This window comes from Streptomyces sp. NPDC001194, from assembly GCF_042896985.1.
Lineage (GTDB): Bacteria > Actinomycetota > Actinomycetes > Streptomycetales > Streptomycetaceae > Streptomyces.
In genome coordinates this window covers 1-17724 of sequence record NZ_JBIAXU010000037.1, presented here as the reverse complement: position 1 = coordinate 17724, position 17724 = coordinate 1, and the positions used below count along the sequence as shown (strand labels likewise).

16 protein-coding genes are annotated in these 17724 nt (G+C 72.4%); 5 read left to right on the top strand and 11 right to left on the bottom strand.

Annotated elements, in window-relative coordinates:
• Nucleotides 1-220: 220 nt before the first annotated feature.
• The 8 genes from ACFY1T_RS35410 to ACFY1T_RS35375 form a co-directional block, all read right to left on the bottom strand.
• Nucleotides 221-1015 carry a DUF4239 domain-containing protein gene (locus ACFY1T_RS35410; protein ID WP_390791848.1) on the bottom strand — a complete coding sequence of 265 codons (795 nt, stop codon included), beginning with the start codon at nucleotides 1013-1015 and terminating at the stop codon, nucleotides 221-223.
• A gap of 77 nt (nucleotides 1016-1092) precedes the next feature.
• Nucleotides 1093-1386, bottom strand: coding sequence for a hypothetical protein (locus ACFY1T_RS35405; RefSeq protein WP_390791847.1), 294 nt, complete (start codon nucleotides 1384-1386; stop codon nucleotides 1093-1095).
• 134 nt (nucleotides 1387-1520) lie between these two features.
• The gene (locus ACFY1T_RS35400; protein ID WP_390791846.1) at nucleotides 1521-3095 is read right to left on the bottom strand and encodes an APC family permease; all 1575 of its coding nucleotides are present in this window, start codon (nucleotides 3093-3095) and stop codon (nucleotides 1521-1523) included.
• A 253-nt stretch (nucleotides 3096-3348) separates the two neighbouring features.
• Complete coding sequence (locus ACFY1T_RS35395) at nucleotides 3349-4821, bottom strand: aldehyde dehydrogenase family protein (RefSeq protein WP_390791845.1); 1473 nt, start codon at nucleotides 4819-4821, stop codon at nucleotides 3349-3351.
• Nucleotides 4818-6557, bottom strand: a complete 1740-nt coding sequence (locus ACFY1T_RS35390; RefSeq protein ID WP_390791844.1) for an amidohydrolase family protein — start codon at nucleotides 6555-6557, stop codon at nucleotides 4818-4820. The genes ACFY1T_RS35395 and ACFY1T_RS35390 overlap by 4 nt, the downstream gene beginning before the upstream one ends.
• Nucleotides 6558-6732: 175 nt before the next feature.
• Complete coding sequence (locus ACFY1T_RS35385; RefSeq protein ID WP_390791843.1) at nucleotides 6733-7854, bottom strand: LLM class flavin-dependent oxidoreductase; 1122 nt, start codon at nucleotides 7852-7854, stop codon at nucleotides 6733-6735.
• Between the two features lie 117 nt (nucleotides 7855-7971).
• Complete coding sequence (locus ACFY1T_RS35380; RefSeq protein ID WP_390791842.1) at nucleotides 7972-8769, bottom strand: SDR family NAD(P)-dependent oxidoreductase; 798 nt, start codon at nucleotides 8767-8769, stop codon at nucleotides 7972-7974.
• Between the two features lie 42 nt (nucleotides 8770-8811).
• The gene (locus ACFY1T_RS35375; protein WP_390791841.1) at nucleotides 8812-9759 is read right to left on the bottom strand and encodes an LLM class F420-dependent oxidoreductase; all 948 of its coding nucleotides are present in this window, start codon (nucleotides 9757-9759) and stop codon (nucleotides 8812-8814) included.
• A gap of 348 nt (nucleotides 9760-10107) precedes the next feature.
• Here ACFY1T_RS35375 and ACFY1T_RS35370 point away from each other — a divergent pair, with 348 nt between their 5' ends.
• Nucleotides 10108-10788 carry a hypothetical protein gene (locus ACFY1T_RS35370; protein ID WP_390791840.1) on the top strand — a complete coding sequence of 227 codons (681 nt, stop codon included), beginning with the start codon at nucleotides 10108-10110 and terminating at the stop codon, nucleotides 10786-10788.
• 18 nt (nucleotides 10789-10806) lie between these two features.
• Here ACFY1T_RS35370 and ACFY1T_RS35365 read toward each other — a convergent pair whose 3' ends face one another.
• From ACFY1T_RS35365 to ACFY1T_RS35355, 3 genes are read right to left on the bottom strand one after another with little or no spacing between them, the layout of a single operon-like run.
• On the bottom strand, nucleotides 10807-11805 hold the full coding sequence (locus ACFY1T_RS35365; RefSeq protein WP_390791839.1) for a L,D-transpeptidase family protein: 999 nt from the start codon (nucleotides 11803-11805) through the stop codon (nucleotides 10807-10809).
• A gap of 25 nt (nucleotides 11806-11830) precedes the next feature.
• Entirely contained in the window at nucleotides 11831-13099 is a 1269-nt protein-coding gene (locus ACFY1T_RS35360; protein ID WP_390791838.1) for a sensor histidine kinase, read from the bottom strand.
• On the bottom strand, nucleotides 13096-13821 hold the full coding sequence (locus ACFY1T_RS35355) for a response regulator transcription factor (protein ID WP_390791837.1): 726 nt from the start codon (nucleotides 13819-13821) through the stop codon (nucleotides 13096-13098). Before ACFY1T_RS35355 ends, ACFY1T_RS35360 begins: the two co-directional genes overlap by 4 nt.
• A gap of 102 nt (nucleotides 13822-13923) precedes the next feature.
• Between ACFY1T_RS35355 and ACFY1T_RS35350 the strand changes: the two genes are divergently transcribed.
• From ACFY1T_RS35350 to ACFY1T_RS35335, 4 genes are read left to right on the top strand one after another with little or no spacing between them, the layout of a single operon-like run.
• On the top strand, nucleotides 13924-14436 hold the full coding sequence (locus ACFY1T_RS35350; protein ID WP_390791836.1) for a hypothetical protein: 513 nt from the start codon (nucleotides 13924-13926) through the stop codon (nucleotides 14434-14436).
• Nucleotides 14433-15548: a peptidoglycan-binding protein gene (locus ACFY1T_RS35345; protein WP_390791835.1), complete on the top strand. Its 1116-nt coding sequence runs from the start codon at nucleotides 14433-14435 to the stop codon at nucleotides 15546-15548. The genes ACFY1T_RS35350 and ACFY1T_RS35345 overlap by 4 nt, the downstream gene beginning before the upstream one ends.
• Nucleotides 15545-16291 carry an ABC transporter ATP-binding protein gene (locus ACFY1T_RS35340; protein ID WP_390791834.1) on the top strand — a complete coding sequence of 249 codons (747 nt, stop codon included), beginning with the start codon at nucleotides 15545-15547 and terminating at the stop codon, nucleotides 16289-16291. The genes ACFY1T_RS35345 and ACFY1T_RS35340 overlap by 4 nt, the downstream gene beginning before the upstream one ends.
• On the top strand, nucleotides 16288-17490 hold the full coding sequence (locus tag ACFY1T_RS35335) for an ABC transporter permease (RefSeq protein ID WP_390791833.1): 1203 nt from the start codon (nucleotides 16288-16290) through the stop codon (nucleotides 17488-17490). Before ACFY1T_RS35340 ends, ACFY1T_RS35335 begins: the two co-directional genes overlap by 4 nt.
• Nucleotides 17491-17724 lie beyond the last annotated feature (234 nt).

Sequence of the window (17724 nt, the reverse complement as noted above, 5' to 3'; positions counted from 1 at the left end):
TTCCCGGCAGTCTGTTGTCTTTCCGGGGCGGGGCGGTCGGTCAAGGGTGGCCGAAGGCCATCGCGAAGCGACGCGACCGCAGGGAGCGCCCTTGAGGGACCGACCCGACACGGAAGGACAGTGGACTGCCGGGAAACCCCCGGACACACCACCGACCCCGACCGCGTGGGTCCCGCCCCCCGAAACCCCCGCCCCACCCATCCCACCCGCCCCACCCGCCCTACCCCGCCCGCCAGAACTGTGCCAGTGCCGCCTCCTTGTACGGGGTCGGGGTGACGCTCAGGTCGCCTGCGAAGGGGCGGTCCAGGGCCATCACCAGCAGCAGGCTGAAGCCGATCAGCCCCGCCACCGCCGAGACGAACAGCAGCTGCATCTTCAGGCTCCGCAGGCCGAACAGGAAGGTGAGCGGCAGGATCACGAGCGCGCCTCCGTACACCAGTACCTGGAGCAGTACCGGCAGGGACGTTTCCGCCATCGTGATGCGGGCGCGGCGCTGCGCCGCGACGTCGTTGAGGCGGCCCACGGCCTCCTCGTAGAAGGTCTCGTTGCGGGCTCCGGAGGGCTCGTACGCCTGGAGCGCCTGGTACAGCCCGTGCGTCTGTTCGGCGGTCGCGTCGTAGCTGGGGCGGCCGTCCCGCATCATCGGCCACTGGATCTCGACGACGGCGTGCACGTAGTCGCCCACCGCCCGCTCCACGCGGGCGCGTTCGGCCGGCGGGAAGGACTCGGCGCTGCGGACGACGAGGGCGAGGTCGGTGGCCTCGGTGGCGACGACGGTCTGGGTGTTCTCCAGCTGGGTCCAGAGCATGACGACGACGAAGGCGAGGATGATTCCGTAGATCGCGCCGAACATGCCGAGGGCGACGCCGACCATCTCGTTGTGCTCCCCGCCCGCCAGGTGCGGGAAGCGGCGGCGGGCGGCGAGGCTGCCTCCGACGGCGAGGGCGACGAAGCCGCCGACGAGGAGGACACCGAGGGTGAACGTGCTGAAGGTGTTGAGCAGCCACAGGATCATGGCCTGCTCAACGACCGACCCTTCCCGAGGGCCCGCCGCGACGGGCCGCGGTCAACGGCGGGGGTCAACGGCCGCGGTCAGCGCACCGACGGGGCCTTCGGGAGACCGTCGAGGGCGCTGCCCGCGCCCGCGAGGGAGGAGTCGGTGGCGTGGGTGGCGGTGCCGGCGGCCGAGGCCGTCACGGCCAGGGCCGTCTTCGTGTCGTCCACGGCCTGGCCGGGGTGGTTGGCGATGTCGGTGATGCGCTTGGTGACGGGCTGCCCCTCGATGGTGGGGCCCTTCGTGTCGGCGTGCGCGGCGAGGGGGGTCAGGGCGAGGGCGGCGCCGCTGGTGAGGACCAGGGCGGCGAGGCGGCGCTTCATGACGTTCATGCCGTACCCAACGACCTGCCGCCACCCGGGGTCACCGCCCGGCCCCCCTTGGGGTGACGCCCGGTGTTGGGTCCGCGGCCCGGAGCGGGGGGATCGATCCGGGCCGCGGGGGACTTCTCCAGTGTGGGGCGGGGTCAGTCTTCGACCACCAGGGCCGGGGTGGACTTTGTCAGGATCTCCCCGCGGAAGAAGGCCGGGCTGCGGCGCTGCGTGACCAGCATGATCACCAGGCCGAGGGCCAGGAGGCCGACGCCGATGACGAAGACGCTGCCGACGCCGAGGACGGTGGAGCCGGAGCCGTACGACGGGTTCCACATGTCGATCAGGGTCTTCAGGAAGACGGCGGCGAGCAGGAGCCCGCCGAGGACCGGGAAGACGCCCTTGAAGAACAGGTCCCGGGCGGAGCGGCGCAGCTCGCCGCGGAAGTACCAGGCGCAGGCGAAGGCCGTCAGGGAGTAGTAGAAGCAGATCATCAGGCCGAGCGCGAAGATCGTGTCGGTCAGGACGTTCTCGCTGACGAGCGTCATCACGGTGTAGAACGCGCCGGTCGCGACGCCCGCCATGACGGTGGCGCGGCCCGGGGTCTTGAAGCGCGGGTGGACCTTGGCGTAGGAGGCCGGCAGGGCCTCGTACGTGGACATGGCCAGGACCGTGCGGGCGACCGGGATGAACGTGGTCTGCAGCGATGCGGTCGCGGAGGCGAGGACCGCGACGAAGAGCAGGATGCCGAGCATCGGGCCCATGACCGGACCGGCGAGGGCGGCGAAGACGTTGCCGGAGGTCTCCGGGTTGCCGAGGCCGAAGCCGGCGGTGCCGGAGCCGACGGCCATCTGGGCGGCGATGCCGGTGGCCAGGTACGAGCCGACCAGGACGACCATCGCGATGAGCGAGGCCCGGCCGGGGGTCTTGGCGGAGCCGGTGGTCTCCTCGTTGGTGGCGAGGCAGGCGTCCCAGCCCCAGTACATGAAGATCGAGAGGGAGAGTCCGGCGGTGAAGGCGCCCATGGACTCGACCGCGAAGGGGTTCATCCACTGCCAGGAGAAGTCCAGGCCGGTGTCGAAGGTGCCGGCCGAGGCCTTCTGGAAGGCCATCGCGACGAAGAGGGCGAGGACCGCGAGCTGGAGTCCGACCAGGGTGTACTGGACGCCCTTGGTGGCGGTCATGCCGCGGTAGCTGACGGCGGTCGCCGCGGCGATCAGGGTGAGGCAGGTGGCGATGTGGACGAGCTTGTCGTCGTCCAGGGCGGCGATCGACGGATTGCCGGTGATCTCGCCGGCCAGCAGCCAGAAGTACGAGGTGGCGACGCCGGCCAGGTTGGAGAGCACGATGATCGTGGCGATCACCAGGCCCCAGCCGCACATCCAGCCGATCCGCGGGCCGAAGGCCTTCACGGTCCAGGTGAAGGAGGTGCCGCAGTCCGGAACGGCCTTGTTGAGCTCGCGGTAGGCGAAGGCGACGAGGAGCATCGGCAGGAAGCCGGCCAGGAAGACCGCCGGCATCTGGACGCCGACCTCGCCGGCGGTGGAGCCGAGCGTCGAGGTCAGGCAGTAGACGGGGGCGACGGTGGAGATGCCGATGACGGCACTGCCCACCAGACCCACGGAGCCCTTGCCGAGGCCCTTGCCGCGCACGTCGCCGTCGCCGCCCTCGCCGCCGGCGACGCCGCTCACCGTGTCTCCGACCCGAGGCCGTACGTCCAGCTGTGTCATGGGTCGAGACGTTAGAGGCTGCGTTTTCCATATCCGGAAGGATTGGGTCCGAGCAGCTACCGGCGGGAACACCTTCGAATCCAGAGCACACGGCAGTTCATTAACACTCAATGCAAGGTTCATGCGCGAGTCCGCCCCCTGCTCAACAGGGAGCGGACAGCCCGTTCCGGAATGCGGAAACCGCAGCAGTACCCCTTTTGTGCCGCTTTGAACTTTCCCGTGTGACCTGGGTCTCAGCCCGCCCGGACGCCTCTCACGTCGTCCAGACGATCGACTGCATCTCGCTGTACGCGTGCAGCGCGTACGAGCCCACGTCCCGGCCGACACCCGAACGCTTGAAGCCGCCGAACGGGGCCTCCATGTTCCGGCCGATCGTGTTCACGCCGACACCGCCCGCGCGCAGCCGCCGCGCCACCCGGAAGGCGCGCGCCGCGTCCCCGGACCACACGTAGCTCAGCAGCCCGAAATCGCTGTCGTTGGCCAGCCGGACCGCCTCCTCCTCGCCGCCGTCGAAGGGGACCACCACGACCACCGGGCCGAAGATCTCCTCCCGGACCACCCGCATGTCGTTCGTGCAGTCCACCAGCAGCGTCGGCGCCACGTAGAAGCCCCGGCCGTCCCCGACCACCGGCCGCTCGCCGCCGTACGCGATCCGCGCGCCCTCCTTGCGGCCGAGCTCCACGTACGACTCCACCCGGTCCCGGTGCGCCGCCGAGATCACCGGTCCCACCACCGTGCCCGCGACCGCCGGGTCGCCGACCTTCATGAAGGCCAGGTAGCCGGTCAGCTTCTCCACCAGCCGCTCGTACACCGACCGGTGCACGATCACCCGGGTCGGAGCCGTGCAGATCTGGCCGGAGTAGAAGGAGAAGGTGGTGCCGATCCCCATCACCGCCGCGTCCAGGTCGGCGTCCTCGAGGACGACCGCCGCCCCCTTGCCGCCGAGCTCCATCAGCTGCCGCTTCATGGAGCGGCCGCAGACCTCCGCGATGCGCTGCCCGACGCCCGTGGAGCCGGTGAACGACACCATGTCCACGTACGGGGAGTCCACCGCGGCCTCGCCGACCTCGACCGACGCACCGCAGACCACGTTCACGACGCCGGCCGGGGCGCCCGCCTCGTGCAGGGCCTCGGCCATCTTGAACACCGACAGCGGATCCTGCGGGGCGGGCTTGACCACCACCGTGTTGCCCATGGCCAGGGCCGGGGCCACCTTGCCCGCCGGGTTCGCCCACGGGTTGTTGTACGAGGTGATGCAGGTGACCACGCCGACCGGCTGGCGCACCTCCAGCGCCCCCAGGATGCCCGCCTTCCCCATCGGCCCGGCCTCGGTGACCTGCGGGGGCAGCCCGCGCTCGACCGGTTCGAGCGCGCCCTTCGCGTACCGCCGGAAGCGCGCGACCCCGACCCCGACCTGCATCCCGCGCGCGATCCCGGTCGGCGCGCCGGTCTCGGCCCGGGCCAGGGCCGACCACGGCTCGTACTCGCGCTGCATGATGTCCGCGGCCCGGTCCAGCACGGCCGCCCGCGCCTCGGGGGTCGTACGGGACCAGGTCTCGAAGGCCTCGGCCGCCGCGCGCGCCGCCTCCTCGACCTGGGCGCGCGAGGCCTCGGGCGCGAGCCCGACCACCGATTCGTCCGCCGGGTTGACGACCTCGTAGTGGCCGCCGGCCGGCTCGACCCACTCCCCGCCGATGTACAGCTTCTGCTGAAGGGGCTCGCTCAACGCGTGCTCACCGTCCTCGTGTCGCGGCCCGAGCGGAGCACGATCCCGGGGATCGCCCCCGTGACCTGGTCGTCGCGTATGGTCTCGACGCCGTTGACGCGCACGGACACGATGCCGATCGCGCGGGCGTCCAGCCGCGGGCTGTCGCCGGGCAGGTCGTGGACGAGCGTCGCGGGGCCGGCCTCGATGCGCTCCGGGTCGAACAGCACCAGGTCCGCGTGGAACCCCTCGGTGATCCGGCCGCGCCCGCGCAGCCCGAACAGCTGCGCCGGGTCGTCGGTGAGCATCTTCACCGCCTGCTCCAGCGGCACCAGCTTGCGGCCGCGCAGGCAGTCCCCGAGGAAGCGGGTCGTGTACGGGGCCCCGCACATGCGGTCCAGGTGCGCGCCGGCGTCGGAGCCGCCGAGCATGACGTCCTCGTGCTGCCAGGTCTCGGCGCGCAGGGCCCAGCTCGCCGGGTCGTTGTCGGTGGGCATGGGCCAGAGCACCGTGCGCAGGTCGTCGTTGGCGCAGATCTCGACCAGGCACCGGAAGGGGTCCTGGCCGCGCTCGGCGGCGATGTCGTTCACGACGCGGCCCGACAGGCCCTCGTTCTCCTTGCTGTACGTGTCCCCGATGACGTAGCGGCCGAAGTTGGCCAGGCGCCGGAAGACCCCGGCCTCCTTGCTGTCGGCGCGGCGCAGCATCTCCTCCCGTACGCCGGCGTCGCGCAGCTTCGCGATCCGCTCGGGCACGGGCAGGCCGAGGATCTCGCCCCAGCCCGGGATCAGGTTCAGCGCGCAGAAGGTGCCGAGCGACATGTTCATGGGGGTGAGGATCGGCATGGTCAGCGCGACGATGCGGCCGCCGGCCTTGCGTGCGCGCTCGCTCGGTACGAGCTGGCGCGGGACCCGTTCGGGCACGGCCGCGTCGATGGTGAGGACGTTCCAGTTCAGGGGGCGGCCGGCGGCGGCGCTCATCTCGACGAAGAGGTCGATCTCCTCGTCGGCGAACTGGTCGAGGCAGCCGGCGACGATGGCCTCGAGCTGGGTGCCTTCGTGTTCGGAGACGGCCTTCGACAGCGCGAGGAGCTCGGCGGGCTTGGCGTGCCGGGAGGCGACGGGTGCGCCGTCGCCGTCGGAGTGGGTGGCGGACTGGGTGGTGGACAGGCCCCAGGCACCCGCGTTCATGGCGTCGTGGAAGAGGTCGAGCATCTGCCGCATCTGCTCGGGGGTGGGCTGTCCGCCGACCGCGTCGGCCCCCATGACGTGCCGGCGCAGGGCGCAGTGGCCGACCATGAAGCCGGCGTTGACGGCGATCCGGCCCTCCAGGGCGTCGAGGTACTCGCCGAAGCCGGACCAGGTCCAGTCGACGCCTTCCTCCAGGGCCTTGAGGGCCATGCCCTCGACCTTGCTCATCATGCGCCGGGTGTAGTCGGCGTCCTCGGGGCGGTCCGGGTGCAGCGGGGCCAGGGTGAACCCGCAGTTGCCGCCGGCGACGGTGGTGACGCCGTGGTTCATGGAGGGGGTCGCGTACGGGTCCCAGAAGAGCTGGGCGTCGTAGTGCGTGTGGGGGTCGACGAAGCCGGGGCACAGCACGAGCCCGGTGGCGTCCTCGGTGGTCCGGGCCTCCTCCGTGACCGTGCCCGGCGCGCCGATGACGGCGATCCGCCCGTCGCGCAGGCCGACGTCCGCCGCGCGGGCGGGGGCGCCGGTGCCGTCGACGACGGTGGCTCCCTTGATCAGGTGGTCGAGCATGACGTCCCCTCTGCCGGTGTTCGTATGGCTGGCCGTCTCCCCGGGGCCGCGCCCCGGACGTCCGCGTGCCCCGGCCGGGGGCCGCCGGGCCGGCCGCGGCCTCGGCATGACCTCCGGCCGGGGCCGGTGCGGGGCGGCGGTCCGGGAAGACGCCGCCCCCGTACTCCCCGCCCGGTCAGACGGCCTGGCGGAAGCGCGTCGTGCGGTGGACCGGATCCGTGTCGATCTTCGGGATCACGTGCTCGCCGATGAGCTTGACGGTGTTCATCGTGTCCTCGTACGAGACCCCGGTCGGCAGGCCGAACGACAGCTGGTCCGCCCCCGCCTGCTCCCAGCGCTTGCACTGGGCGAGCACCTCGGACGGGTCCCCGCAGATCAGCAGCTCCTCGGCGATCAGCAGCTCGATGATCTCCGCGTTGTACTCCGGCAGCGTCTCGGGCCACTGCGGGATCGCCTCGGGCCGCGGGAAGGTGTCGTGGTAGCGGAAGACCAGCGACTGGAAGCGGTTCATGTTCGCGTTGACGGCGATCTCGACCGCCTTGTCGTGCGTCTCGGCGCAGATGGCGGTGGAGGTGACCATCACGTTGTCGTTGACGAACGCGCCGATGGCCTTGGCCTCCTGGATGGCCGTCTTGTACTGCTCCAGCACCCACTCCATGTCGGAGACCTTCTGGACGCTGAAGCCGAGGACGCCGAGGCCCTTCTTCGCGGCCATCGCGTACGAGGAGGGGGAGCCGGCGGCGTACCACATGGCCGGGTGGGCCTTGCCGTACGGCTTGGGGAAGATCTTGCGCGGCGGCAGCGACCAGTGCTTGCCCTGGAACCCCTCGTATTCCTCCTGGAGGAACATCTTGGGGAACTCGGCGATGGTCTCCTCCCAGATCTCCTTGGTGTGGTTCATGTCCGTGATGCCGGGCAGGAACCCGAGGATCTCGTGGCTGCCCGCGCCGCGGCCCGTGCCGAACTCGAAGCGGCCCTTGGAGAGGTGGTCGAGCATCGCGACCTTCTCCGCCACCTTGACGGGGTGGTTGACCTGGGCGAGCGGGTTGAAGATGCCGGAGCCGAGGTGGATGCGCTCGGTGGCGTGGGCGAGGTAGGCGAGGAAGACCTCGTTCGCCGAGAGGTGCGAGTACTCCTCCAGGAAGTGGTGCTCGGAGGCCCAGGCGTACTTGAAGCCGGACTTGTCGGCCTGGATGACGTACTCGGTCTCCTCGATCAGCGCCTTGTGCTCTGCCTCGGGGTCGACCTTGGACCGCGCCTCAGGCACGTATCCCTGCACGAAGAGCCCGAATTCCAAGGGGGTTCACCGTCCTTTGATTTCTGACGTGTCGTCAGATTCGATGAGTCGACTGTTCCACCGCGGAAGCGGGAGCGTCAATACCTGACGCTTCATCAGATGCGGACCGAGCGCAGGTCACATGATGCTGACGCCCGCCATCCAGCCACCGTCGATGACGAACGGCTGGCCGGTGATGTACGAGGAGTCCTCGCTGCTCAGGAACAGGGCCAGCCTGGCGACCTCGTCGGCCCGGCCCACCCGCCCCATCGGCACGACCCGCCCGTAGAGCTCCGCCATGGCGTCCCGGGCCTCGTCGCTCATGTTCGCCGGGTCCAGCAGGCCGGGGTTGGCCATCGGGGTGTCCACCGCGCCCGGGCACATCGCGTTGACCCTGATGCCCTTGGCGGCCAGCTCCAGCGCGGCCACCCGGGTCAGGCCGACGATCGCCGCCTTGGTCGCCGCGTACGCGCCGACGTACGCCATGCCCGTCAGGCCGGTGTACGAGGAGGTGTTGACGATGGTGCCGCCGCCGGCCGCCTCGATCTCGGGGGCGAAGGCCTTGATGCCGAGGAAGGTCCCGACCTGGTTGACCCGGATCAGCTGCTCGAACTCCTCCAGCGGGGTCGAGACCAGCTCGTTGAAGCGCAGGATCCCGGCGTTGTTGACCAGGCCGTCCACCGGACCGAAGGCCTCCTTCGCGGTGGCGACGGCGGCGGCCCAGTCCTCCTCCCGGCTCACGTCGAGGCGTACGTACCGGGCGCGGTCCTCGCCCGCCTCCCCGGCTATCTCCTTGGCGACGGCGGCGCCCTGCTCGTCCAGCACGTCGCAGAGGAGCACCTTGGCCCCTTCGGCGGCGAAGAGCCGGGCCTCCTGCTCGCCCTGGCCGCGCGCCGCGCCCGTGATGACGACGACGCGCCCGTCCAGCTTGCCCATGCCCGTACTCCCAGTCGTCGAGGTGTTCGGTCGTCGAGGTGTTCAGTCGTTGAGGAGGGGGCCGACCTCGGCCCCGAACGCGGTGATCTGGTCGGTCAGTTCGGCGCGGTCGCGGCTGCGGAAACGGACCTGGATCTGGTCCACGCCGAGCGCCTTGTACGCGCGCAGGGACTCGGCGAGCACCTCCGCCTTGCCCGTGAGGGTGCGCCGGCCGGTGTCCCAGCCGGGCTCGCCGACGTACAGCGCCTCGGTGATCGCGCCGAACTCGATGGGGTCACCGACCCCGGCCGCCGCGCGGAGCTCCTTGATCCGGGCGATCTGCGCGGGGAGCTTGTCGCGCGGGTCGCCCTGCGGGAGCCAGCCGTCGCCGCGCACGGCGGCCCGGCGGACGGCGGCGGGCGAGGAGCCGCCGACCCAGACGGGGATGCGCGCCTGGGCGGGCCGGGGCAGCTGGCCGAGGTCCTTGAAGGAGAACAGCTCGCCCTCGAACTCCGGGTACTCCTCGGGGCCGAGGGCCGCGCGCAGCGCGTCCAGGGTCTCGTCGAGGACGGCCCCGCGGCCGGCGAAGTCGGCGCCGAGGGCCTCGAACTCCTCCTGGACGTGGCCCGCGCCGACGCCGAGGATGAGCCGGCCGCCGGAGAGGTGGTCGACGGTGGCGTACTGCTTGGCGCTGAGGAGGGGGTGGCGCAGGCCGAGGATCGCGACGTGGCTGAGCAGCCGTACGCGCCCGGTGATCCCGGCGAGGAAGGCGAGGGTGGCCACCGGGTCGTACCAGACGGTGCTCATCGGGCCGGCGAGGCGGCGCGGGATGGCCACGTGGTCGCAGGTCGCGAGGTACCCGAAGCCGGCCCGGTCGGCGGCCCGCGCCACCTCGGCGAGGTCGGTGGCGGTCGCCGCGGCCTCCCAGGGCTCGGCGTAGATGGTGCTCTGCGACTGGATCGGGAGTTGCATCCCGTAGACCAGCCGGCCTTCCGCAAACACGCGCGCCATGCCGCCTCCGCTTCGTCGACCGCGTCCGCCGGCGGCCCCCGGCACGGGGACCCTCCGGCGCCGGGGGCCATCGTCGTAGCTGACGGTCCGTCAGGCAAGGGGTGGGCGGGATTCACCCGCCCGGCGTGGCCGACGCTCTCGTCGTGGCCACCGCCGCCCTCTCGAAGGGACCGGCGAAAGCGGCCTCCTCGGACGGGTCCCACGTGCCGAAGCCGTGCACCGCCGCATCCGTCGGGCGCCGGGCGCCGGTCGCCGGTCGCCGGTCGCCGGTCGCCGGTGCAATGGGGGCGCATCTGATCGCTGCGCGGGACCTTTGCCCGGTGCGGGCCATCCTTTAGGGTGCCCGGCGTGGATCTGTTTCTGACGCTGGTCAGCGGAGTGGCGTGGACCGTCGTGTACGTCGAGGCGATCCGGGTCGGGCTGCGGGACCGGACGTACGCGATGCCCGTGGCCGCGCTCGCGCTGAACTTCGCGTGGGAGGCGACCTACGCCGTGGGCGAGTTCCGCGCCGGGGTGTCCCCCCAGGGCGTGGTCAACGTGGTGTGGGCCCTCGCCGACGTCGTCATCATCTGGACCTACCTGCGCTTCGGGCGCGCCGAGCTCCCCGGATTCGTGACGCGGCCGCTCTTCGCGGCGTGGAGCGTGCTCGTCTTCGGCACCGGCTTCGCCGTGCAGTGGCTCATCCTCGCGCACTTCGGGACGCACGACGCGACCCGGTACGCGGCGTTCCTGCAGAACCTGCTGATGTCCGGACTGTTCATCGCCCTCTACGCCGACCGGCGCGGACCGCGCGGGCAGTCCCTCGTCATCGCCGTCGCGAAGTGGCTCGGGACCCTCGCCCCGACGCTGCTCTTCGGTGTCGTCGAGGACTCTGCGTTCATCCTCGGGCTCGGCGTGCTGTGCAGCGTCTTCGACCTGGCGTACATCGGACTGCTGGTGCGGGGGCGGCGGGTCGCCGCCGGGCCGGCCGGTTCCGAACCGGCGGGCCCGGAGGCGGCCGGCCCGGAGCCTGCCGGTCTGGCGGTCTGATCCCGGCCGGCCTTGCGGTCAGAAGCCCTCCGGGCCCATCACGACGACCGGCTTCGCCGCCGGGTCCAGGGTGGTCAGGAGCTTCTTCATGGCTTCCTTCGAGATGCCGATGCAGCCCTGCGAAGGGCCGTTGTGGTCGACGTGGAGCCAGATGCCGCCGCCCTTGTCCTCACCCTCCGGCTTGACCAGGTCCAACGGGGAGAATCCCGTCCGGCGGTTGTAGTCGATCGCGATGACGTACTCGAAGGCGCCCGCGAGGGACTCGCCGTTCACGCCCCGGCCGGTGGGGACGAAGAGCCGGTTGTGGTCGTACGGGAACTTCGTGCCCTGCGGCTTCTCCAGCAGACCACCCGCGTCCCGCAGGGTGAACACGCCCACGGGGGTGGTGAGGTCCCCGTCCTCGCGTTCGCCGGAGTTCCAGCCGCTGGCGCCGTTGTGCGCGGGCCAGCTCTCGCTGCTGCGGACCCAGTCGGCGCCGGCCGCCGGCCGGGTGTAGAGGGTCGCCGTGGACTCCGAGGAGTCCCTCGCCTTGCCGGCGACGAGGAGGAGCTGGCGGGTGTCGGCCGGGATCCGGGCCCGGGTCTCGTCGCTGACTTCGGACAGGCCGCCGGCGGAATCGGGGGCCGCGGGCGCTCCGGGCGCTCCCGGCGCTCCGGCTGCTCCCGAGGCTGCGGGGGCGCCCGGCGCACCCGGCGCGCCGCGGGCCCCGCGGGTGGCGTGCGAGGCGCCTGCGGCCGGGGCGGCATCGGAGGCGGCGGCATCGGAGGCGGCGCCCGAGGACGGCCTGCGGGCCGCGTCCCCCGGGCGGTCCCCGGTACGGGCCGAGGCACTGGTGACGGGGTCGTCCTCCTGGGCCGCGTACACCCAGCCGGCCCCGCAGGCCAGCAGGCCCACGGCGGCGGCGACGGCCAGCCGCCGCGGCGAACGGAGGCTGCGGGACGCGACGGACGTGAGTGAAGTGAGGGAAGTGAGGAACGTACGGGGACTGCGGGAGCCGGCTCGGGGGTGCTTGCTCATGCCTCCGACGGTACACACGCGATCATCAGGATTCCTGAGGCGACGCCGTCCGGTGCGGCGCAGGTGTGACCGGAAGGCGCACCCGGACCGTCAAACCGCCGCCCGGTCCCCGATTGGCCCGCACCACCAGCTTCGCGCCGTGCGCCCGAGCGATCGAGGCGACGATCGAGAGCCCCAGCCCGGCGCCCTCACCCGCGGTGTGCTGCCGCTCGGCGCGCCGCCGGAACGGCTCCAGCAGCCGCGGCACGTCGGCGGGGTCGATCACCGGGCCCGTGTTGGACACCGTCAGCACCCCGTCGGCGGAGGTCTTCACGGTGATCCGCCCGCCCGGCCGGTTGTGCCGTACGGCATTGGCCAGCAGGTTCCGCACCAGGTGCCCCAACAGGGCCCGGTCGCCGACCACGCTCACCGGCTCGAGGCCGCGGACGACGGTCGGCCCGTCGCCCCCGGCCGCGCCCGCCCCGGCGGCCCCCGCCGCTTCCGTCTCCGCCAGCTCCGCTTCCGTGAGGGCCACGAGGTCCACCGCCGCGGTGGTCTCCAGGCCCTCCTCCGACACCGCGAGCAGCAGCAGCGACTCGACGAGGTGCTCGCTGGACTCGGCGACGCCGATCAGCTTGGACCGGATCCGGGCCACCTTCTCCGGCGGCGGGTCCCCGGCCAGCCCGATCTCGGCGGCCGCCCGCTGCACGGCCAGCGGGGTGCGCAGCTCGTGGGCGGCGTTGGCGGCGAACCGGCGCTGCGCGCCGACCAGGCTCTCCATCCGGTCGAGCATGCCGTCGAAGGTGTCGGCCAGCCGCTTGAGTTCGCCGGGCGGGGCCTCGAGGCCGATCCGCTCGTGCAGGTTCTCCCCCGAAAGGCGGCGGGCCGTCTCGGTGATGACCCCGACGGGCCGCAGCACGCGGCCCGCCATCCACCAGGCCAGCCAGATCGACGGTACGGCGAACACGGCGAGGGCGATCAGCGAGACGACCAGCAGCTCGTGGAGGGTGGCGCTCTCCACGGCGATGGAGAGGTTGCGGGTGGCGGCCCACGTCTGGAGCTGCTCCCGGGTGGGCGTGGCGGCGCCGGGCGGGAGCCGCTGGGCGGGGACCGCCTTGAGGGGTTGGCCTTCGACGGCGGCGCGTTCGAAGGCGGTGCCGGGGACGGCTGTGGTGACGGCCCCGCTGATGCGGGTGTAGAGGCCGCCGCGCAGCAGGATGTTGATCAGGGCGATCAGGCCGCCGCCGGCCAGGACGAGCAGGGAGCCGTAGAGCGCGGTGAGGCGGGCGCGCTCGGAATGGAGCACTGCTCTCATCGCGGATCGGTGATCGGACCGGGGATCGGCTCGGTGATCGGCTCGGTGATCGGACCGGCACCCGGACCCGCGATCCGGTAGCCGGCCCCCGGCACCGTCTCGATCAGCTGCGGCTCCCCCAGCTTGGCCCGCAGCTTGCTGAGGGTCACCCGTACGGCATTGGTGCTGTACGAGGTGTCCTCCTCCCACACCTGCTCGATCAGGTCGTCGTTGCCGAGCACCGCCCCCTCCGCCCGCAGCAGCGCCTCCAGCACCGCGAACTCCTTGCGCGACAGCGCCAGCCGGTGCCCGTCGCGGCTCGCGCTCCGCCGCGCCGTGTCCACGGCGATCCCGCACCGCTCCAGCACCGGCGGCAGGGCGGGCCGGGTGCGCCGGCCCAGCGCCAGGACGCGGGCGAGGAGCTCGTCGTACGCGAAGGGCTTGGTGAGGTAGTCGTCGGCGCCGAGGCCGAGCCCCTCGACCCGGTCCCGCACGGTTCCGGAGGCGGTCAGCATCAGGACGCGGGTCAGCAGCCGCTCGCGCACCACCTGGCGGCAGACCTCGTCGCCGTGCAGCCCGGGCAGGTCGCGGTCGAGGACGAGGACGTCGTACTCGCCGAGGCGCAGGCGCCGCAGGGCCTCGAGGCCGTCGCCCGCCTCGTCGACGGCCAGCGCGTCGCGGCGCAGCCCGTCGGCGATCATCTCCCGGAGGAATTCCTCGTCCTCCACCACCAGAACTCGCATGCCGCCCTCTTTACCGGAATCTCGTATTTCCTCGTCGTAAGCAAGATCGGAGAGAGAAGCGAAACCCGCCCCGGGTGCAGGGTCTGGCGCATGAATCGATCCATGACCATGACCACGGCCGCGGCGCTCACCGGCCTGACCCTCTTCGTCACCGCGTGCACGGGCGGTGCCGGTCCGGACGCGAAGGACGGCAAGGACGGCAAGGGCGGGAAGGACGGCACGTCCACGAACGCGTCGGGCGGAGGTGGCGGCGCGGCCAGTGGCGCCGATGCCGACAAGGCGCTCAAGACGCGCAAGTGCCTGCGCGAGCACGGCATAGACGCGCCCGACCCGGAGCCCGGCCAGGACCCGCGCGGGATGACGCTGGGCTCGGGCAGCGAGGACCCGGAGGCGGTGAAGAAGGCCTTCGACGCCTGCGGGCTGCAGGCCCCCGGGTCGGGCCAGATCTCGCAGGAGGACAAGGACAAGGCCCTGAAGTGGGCCAAGTGCATGCGGGACAACGGCGTGAACATCCCCGACCCCGAGTTCAACGGGGGCGCGATGAGCGCCACCAAGATCCCCGACGGCCAGGAGCAGGCCTTCCAGGACGCCCAGAAGAAGTGCGACGCCGCGTGAGGCGGCGCGGCAGGTGGCTGCTGGGCTCGCTGGCCGTCGTACTCGCCGTCTCGGGCGGCGGGTACGCGGTGACGGCCGCTCAGCCCCGGTCGGACGCCGACGGTGCGAAGGACCAGCGCGCGGACGGGATGCCGCAGGCGACGGCCCCCGTCACGCGCGGGGACCTCGGCTCGGGCCTCACGGTCGAGGGCACGCTCGGCTACGCGCAGGAGCGCAAACTGGCCGCCGGCGGCCCCGGGGTGCTCACCTGGGCGGCGGGCGCGGGCACGGCGATCGAGCGGGACGGGAAGCTGTACGAGGTCAACGGCAAGCCGGTGCGGCTCATGTACGGGAGCACGCCCGTGTACCGGCAGATGAAGACCGGGGACAAGGGCGAGGACGTCAAGCAGCTCAAGCGGAACCTGCAGGCCCTCGGCTACGGGACCGGGCTCGACCCGGAGGACGGCACCTTCACCGCGGGCACGGCGACGGCGGTCAAGCGCTGGCAGAAGGCGCACAAGGCGGCGGAGACGGGCGAGGTCGGCAAGGAGGACATCGCGTTCGCGTCCGGGCCTCAGCGGGTGCAGAAGAACGACACGGCGGTCGGCGACGAGCCGGCGCCGGGCAAGCCGGTGATGACCCTGACCGGGACCGAGCGGATGGTCCGCTTCCAGCTGGACGTGGCCAAGGCGGGCGCGGCGAAGACGGGCGACAAGGTGACCGTGCAGCTGCCGGGCGGCGGCACGGCCGCCGGGAAGATCGACTCGGTGGGCAGCACGGCGAACCCGGACGACCCGAACGGCGGCGGCGGAGCAGGCGGTGGGGGCGGCGGAGGCGGAGGCGGGAAGCCGAAGGTCGAGGTGAACGTGTCCCTGGACGACGCCTCCGGGATCAAGGGCCCCGACCAGTCCCCGGTGTCGGTCCGGCTCACCGGCGAGACCCGCAAGGGCGTGCTCTCCGTACCGGTCAACGCACTCCTCGCGCTGTCGGGCGGAGGCTTCGGCGTGCAGGTGGTCGAGGGCGGCGCGGTCCGCGACGTACCCGTGGAGCTCGGCATGTTCGGCCAGGGCCGCGTCGAGGTCAAGGGGGACGCCCTCAAGGAGGGCATGCAGGTGGGGATCCCCAAGCAATGACGGCGGCGACAGTGAGTACGGCAGAGAACAGGCACGCGCGCGCCGTCGTGGAGCTCGCGGGCGTCACCAAGGAGTACCCGGGCGGGGTCCAGGCCCTGCGCGGAGTGGACCTCACCGTCCTGGGCGGCGAACTCCTCGCCATCGTCGGCCCGTCCGGCTCCGGGAAGTCCACGCTGCTGCACATCGTCGGCACCCTCGACCGCCCGAGCGCCGGCGCGGTCGCCATCGCCGGGCACGACATCGCGACCTTGTCCGACCGCGCCCTGTCGGCGCTGCGCTCGCGCCATGTCGGGTTCGTCTTCCAGTCCTTCCACCTCGTACCGGGCATCAGCGCGCGGGCGAACGTCGCCGAGGGGCTGCTGTACTCCGGCCTCTCGCGGGCCGAGCGCGGCCGGCGGGCGGAGCGGGCGCTGGAGCGGGTGGGGCTCGGGGACCGGACGGAGCACCGGCCGCACGAGCTGTCCGGCGGGCAGAAGCAGCGCGTGGCGATCGCCCGGGCGGTGGCGGGGGAGCCGGACCTGCTGCTGGCCGACGAGCCGACGGGCGCGCTGGATTCGGCGTCGGGGCGGTCGGTGATGGAGCTGCTGCACGAACTGAACGCGGACGGGGCCACCATCGCCGTGATCACCCACGACCAGGAGATCGCGGCGAGCCTGCCGCGACAGGTGCGGATCCGGGACGGGGAGATCGTGGCGGACGTGTGGAACGACGTACGGAGCACGGCGGAGGTGGCGCAGCGGTGAGGGCCTCGCGAAGGCTGACCCCGGCCCGGCTCGGCCCCCGTGACGTCCTGCACGTCGGCTCGGCGGGGCTGCGCTCGCGCCCGATGCGGGTGTTCCTGTCCGCGCTCGGCATCGCGATCGGCATCGCGACGATGATCGCGGTCGTCGGGGTGTCCTCCTCCAGCCAGGCCAAACTGCTGCGGGAGCTCGACAAGCTGGGTACGAACATGCTGGTGGCGACGCCCGGCCAGTCCATGTTCTCGGGCCAGGACACCAAGCTGCCGAAGGAGGCCCCGGGCATGATCTCGCGTATCGACGGGGTCGAGTCGGTGGGTACGACGGGTGACGTCGCGCAGTCCGTACGGCGCTCGGAGAACATCCCGAAGGAGGAGACGGGCGGCATCGGCCTGAAGGCGGCGAAGGACGACCTGCTGGAGGTCCTGCGCGCGCGGATGCAGAGGGGCACCTGGCTGAACGGAGCCACCGGACGCTACCCGTCGGTGGTGCTCGGGAACGTCTCGGCGGAGCGGCTGGGCATCACGGAGCCGGGGCAGCAGGTGTTCATCGGCGGCCGGTACTTCACGGTCATCGGCATCCTGGAGCCGATCCCGCTGGCCCCGGAGATCGAGCGCTCGGCGCTGATCGGGTGGGAGGCGGCGGAGCAGCTGCTCGGCTTCGACGGCCACCCGACGGCGATCTACGAACGGTCGGCGGACGACCGCGTCGCGGCGGTCCGCGGCCTGATCGCCCCGACGGCCAACCCGCAGTCGCCGAGCACGGTGTCGGTGACGGACCCGTCGGCGGCGCTGCAGGCGAAGGCGGCGACGGAGGGCGCGTTCAGCACGCTCCTGCTCGGCCTGGGCGGGATCGCGCTGCTGGTGGGCGGGGTCGGGGTGGCGAACACCATGATCATCTCGGTCCTGGAGCGCCGGCACGAGATCGGCCTGCGACGTTCGCTGGGCGCGACCAAGGGCCAGGTCCGCATCCAGTTCGTGACGGAGTCCCTGCTCCTGTCGGGCCTCGGCGGCCTGGCCGGCATAGCCCTCGGCGCGGCGGCGACGGCGGCCTACGCCCACGCGGGCGACCTCCCCTGGGTGGTCCCCCTCTGGGCGGTGACGGGCGGCTTCGCCTCGACCCTGGCGATAGGCACCCTGGCGGGCCTCTACCCGGCGGTCCGCGCGGCCCGCCTGTCACCGACACTGGCGCTCCAGGCGGGGTAGGGGGCGGGGGGCGGGGGGCGGGGGGCGGGGGCTTCGGGGGGGGGCTTGGCGGCGCGGGGTTGAGAGGGTGGGGGTGGGGGCTTCGGGGGGGGCGGGACCCACGCGGTCGGGGTCGGTGGTGTGTCCGGGGGCGTCCCGGCAGTCCACTGTCCTTCCGTGTCGGGTCGGTCCGTCAAGGGCGCTCACTTCGTTCGCGTCGCTGCGCGATGTCGCTGCGCTCCACCCTTGACCGAC

What these genes read in the sequence shown, in the direction of transcription:
- ACFY1T_RS35365 (WP_390791839.1), bottom strand. Translation starts at nt 11,805, where the DNA reads ATGAGCAAGCACCCCCGAGCCGGCTCCCGCAGTCCCCGTACGTTCCTC.
- ACFY1T_RS35390 (WP_390791844.1), bottom strand. Translation starts at nt 6,557, where the DNA reads ATGCTCGACCACCTGATCAAGGGAGCCACCGTCGTCGACGGCACCGGC.
- ACFY1T_RS35410 (WP_390791848.1), bottom strand. Translation starts at nt 1,015, where the DNA reads ATGATCCTGTGGCTGCTCAACACCTTCAGCACGTTCACCCTCGGTGTC.
- ACFY1T_RS35375 (WP_390791841.1), bottom strand. Translation starts at nt 9,759, where the DNA reads ATGGCGCGCGTGTTTGCGGAAGGCCGGCTGGTCTACGGGATGCAACTC.
- ACFY1T_RS35355 (WP_390791837.1), bottom strand. Translation starts at nt 13,821, where the DNA reads ATGCGAGTTCTGGTGGTGGAGGACGAGGAATTCCTCCGGGAGATGATC.
- ACFY1T_RS35340 (WP_390791834.1), top strand. Translation starts at nt 15,545, where the DNA reads ATGACGGCGGCGACAGTGAGTACGGCAGAGAACAGGCACGCGCGCGCC.
- ACFY1T_RS35405 (WP_390791847.1), bottom strand. Translation starts at nt 1,386, where the DNA reads ATGAACGTCATGAAGCGCCGCCTCGCCGCCCTGGTCCTCACCAGCGGC.
- ACFY1T_RS35380 (WP_390791842.1), bottom strand. Translation starts at nt 8,769, where the DNA reads ATGGGCAAGCTGGACGGGCGCGTCGTCGTCATCACGGGCGCGGCGCGC.
- ACFY1T_RS35350 (WP_390791836.1), top strand. Translation starts at nt 13,924, where the DNA reads ATGACCATGACCACGGCCGCGGCGCTCACCGGCCTGACCCTCTTCGTC.
- ACFY1T_RS35360 (WP_390791838.1), bottom strand. Translation starts at nt 13,099, where the DNA reads ATGAGAGCAGTGCTCCATTCCGAGCGCGCCCGCCTCACCGCGCTCTAC.
- ACFY1T_RS35400 (WP_390791846.1), bottom strand. Translation starts at nt 3,095, where the DNA reads ATGACACAGCTGGACGTACGGCCTCGGGTCGGAGACACGGTGAGCGGC.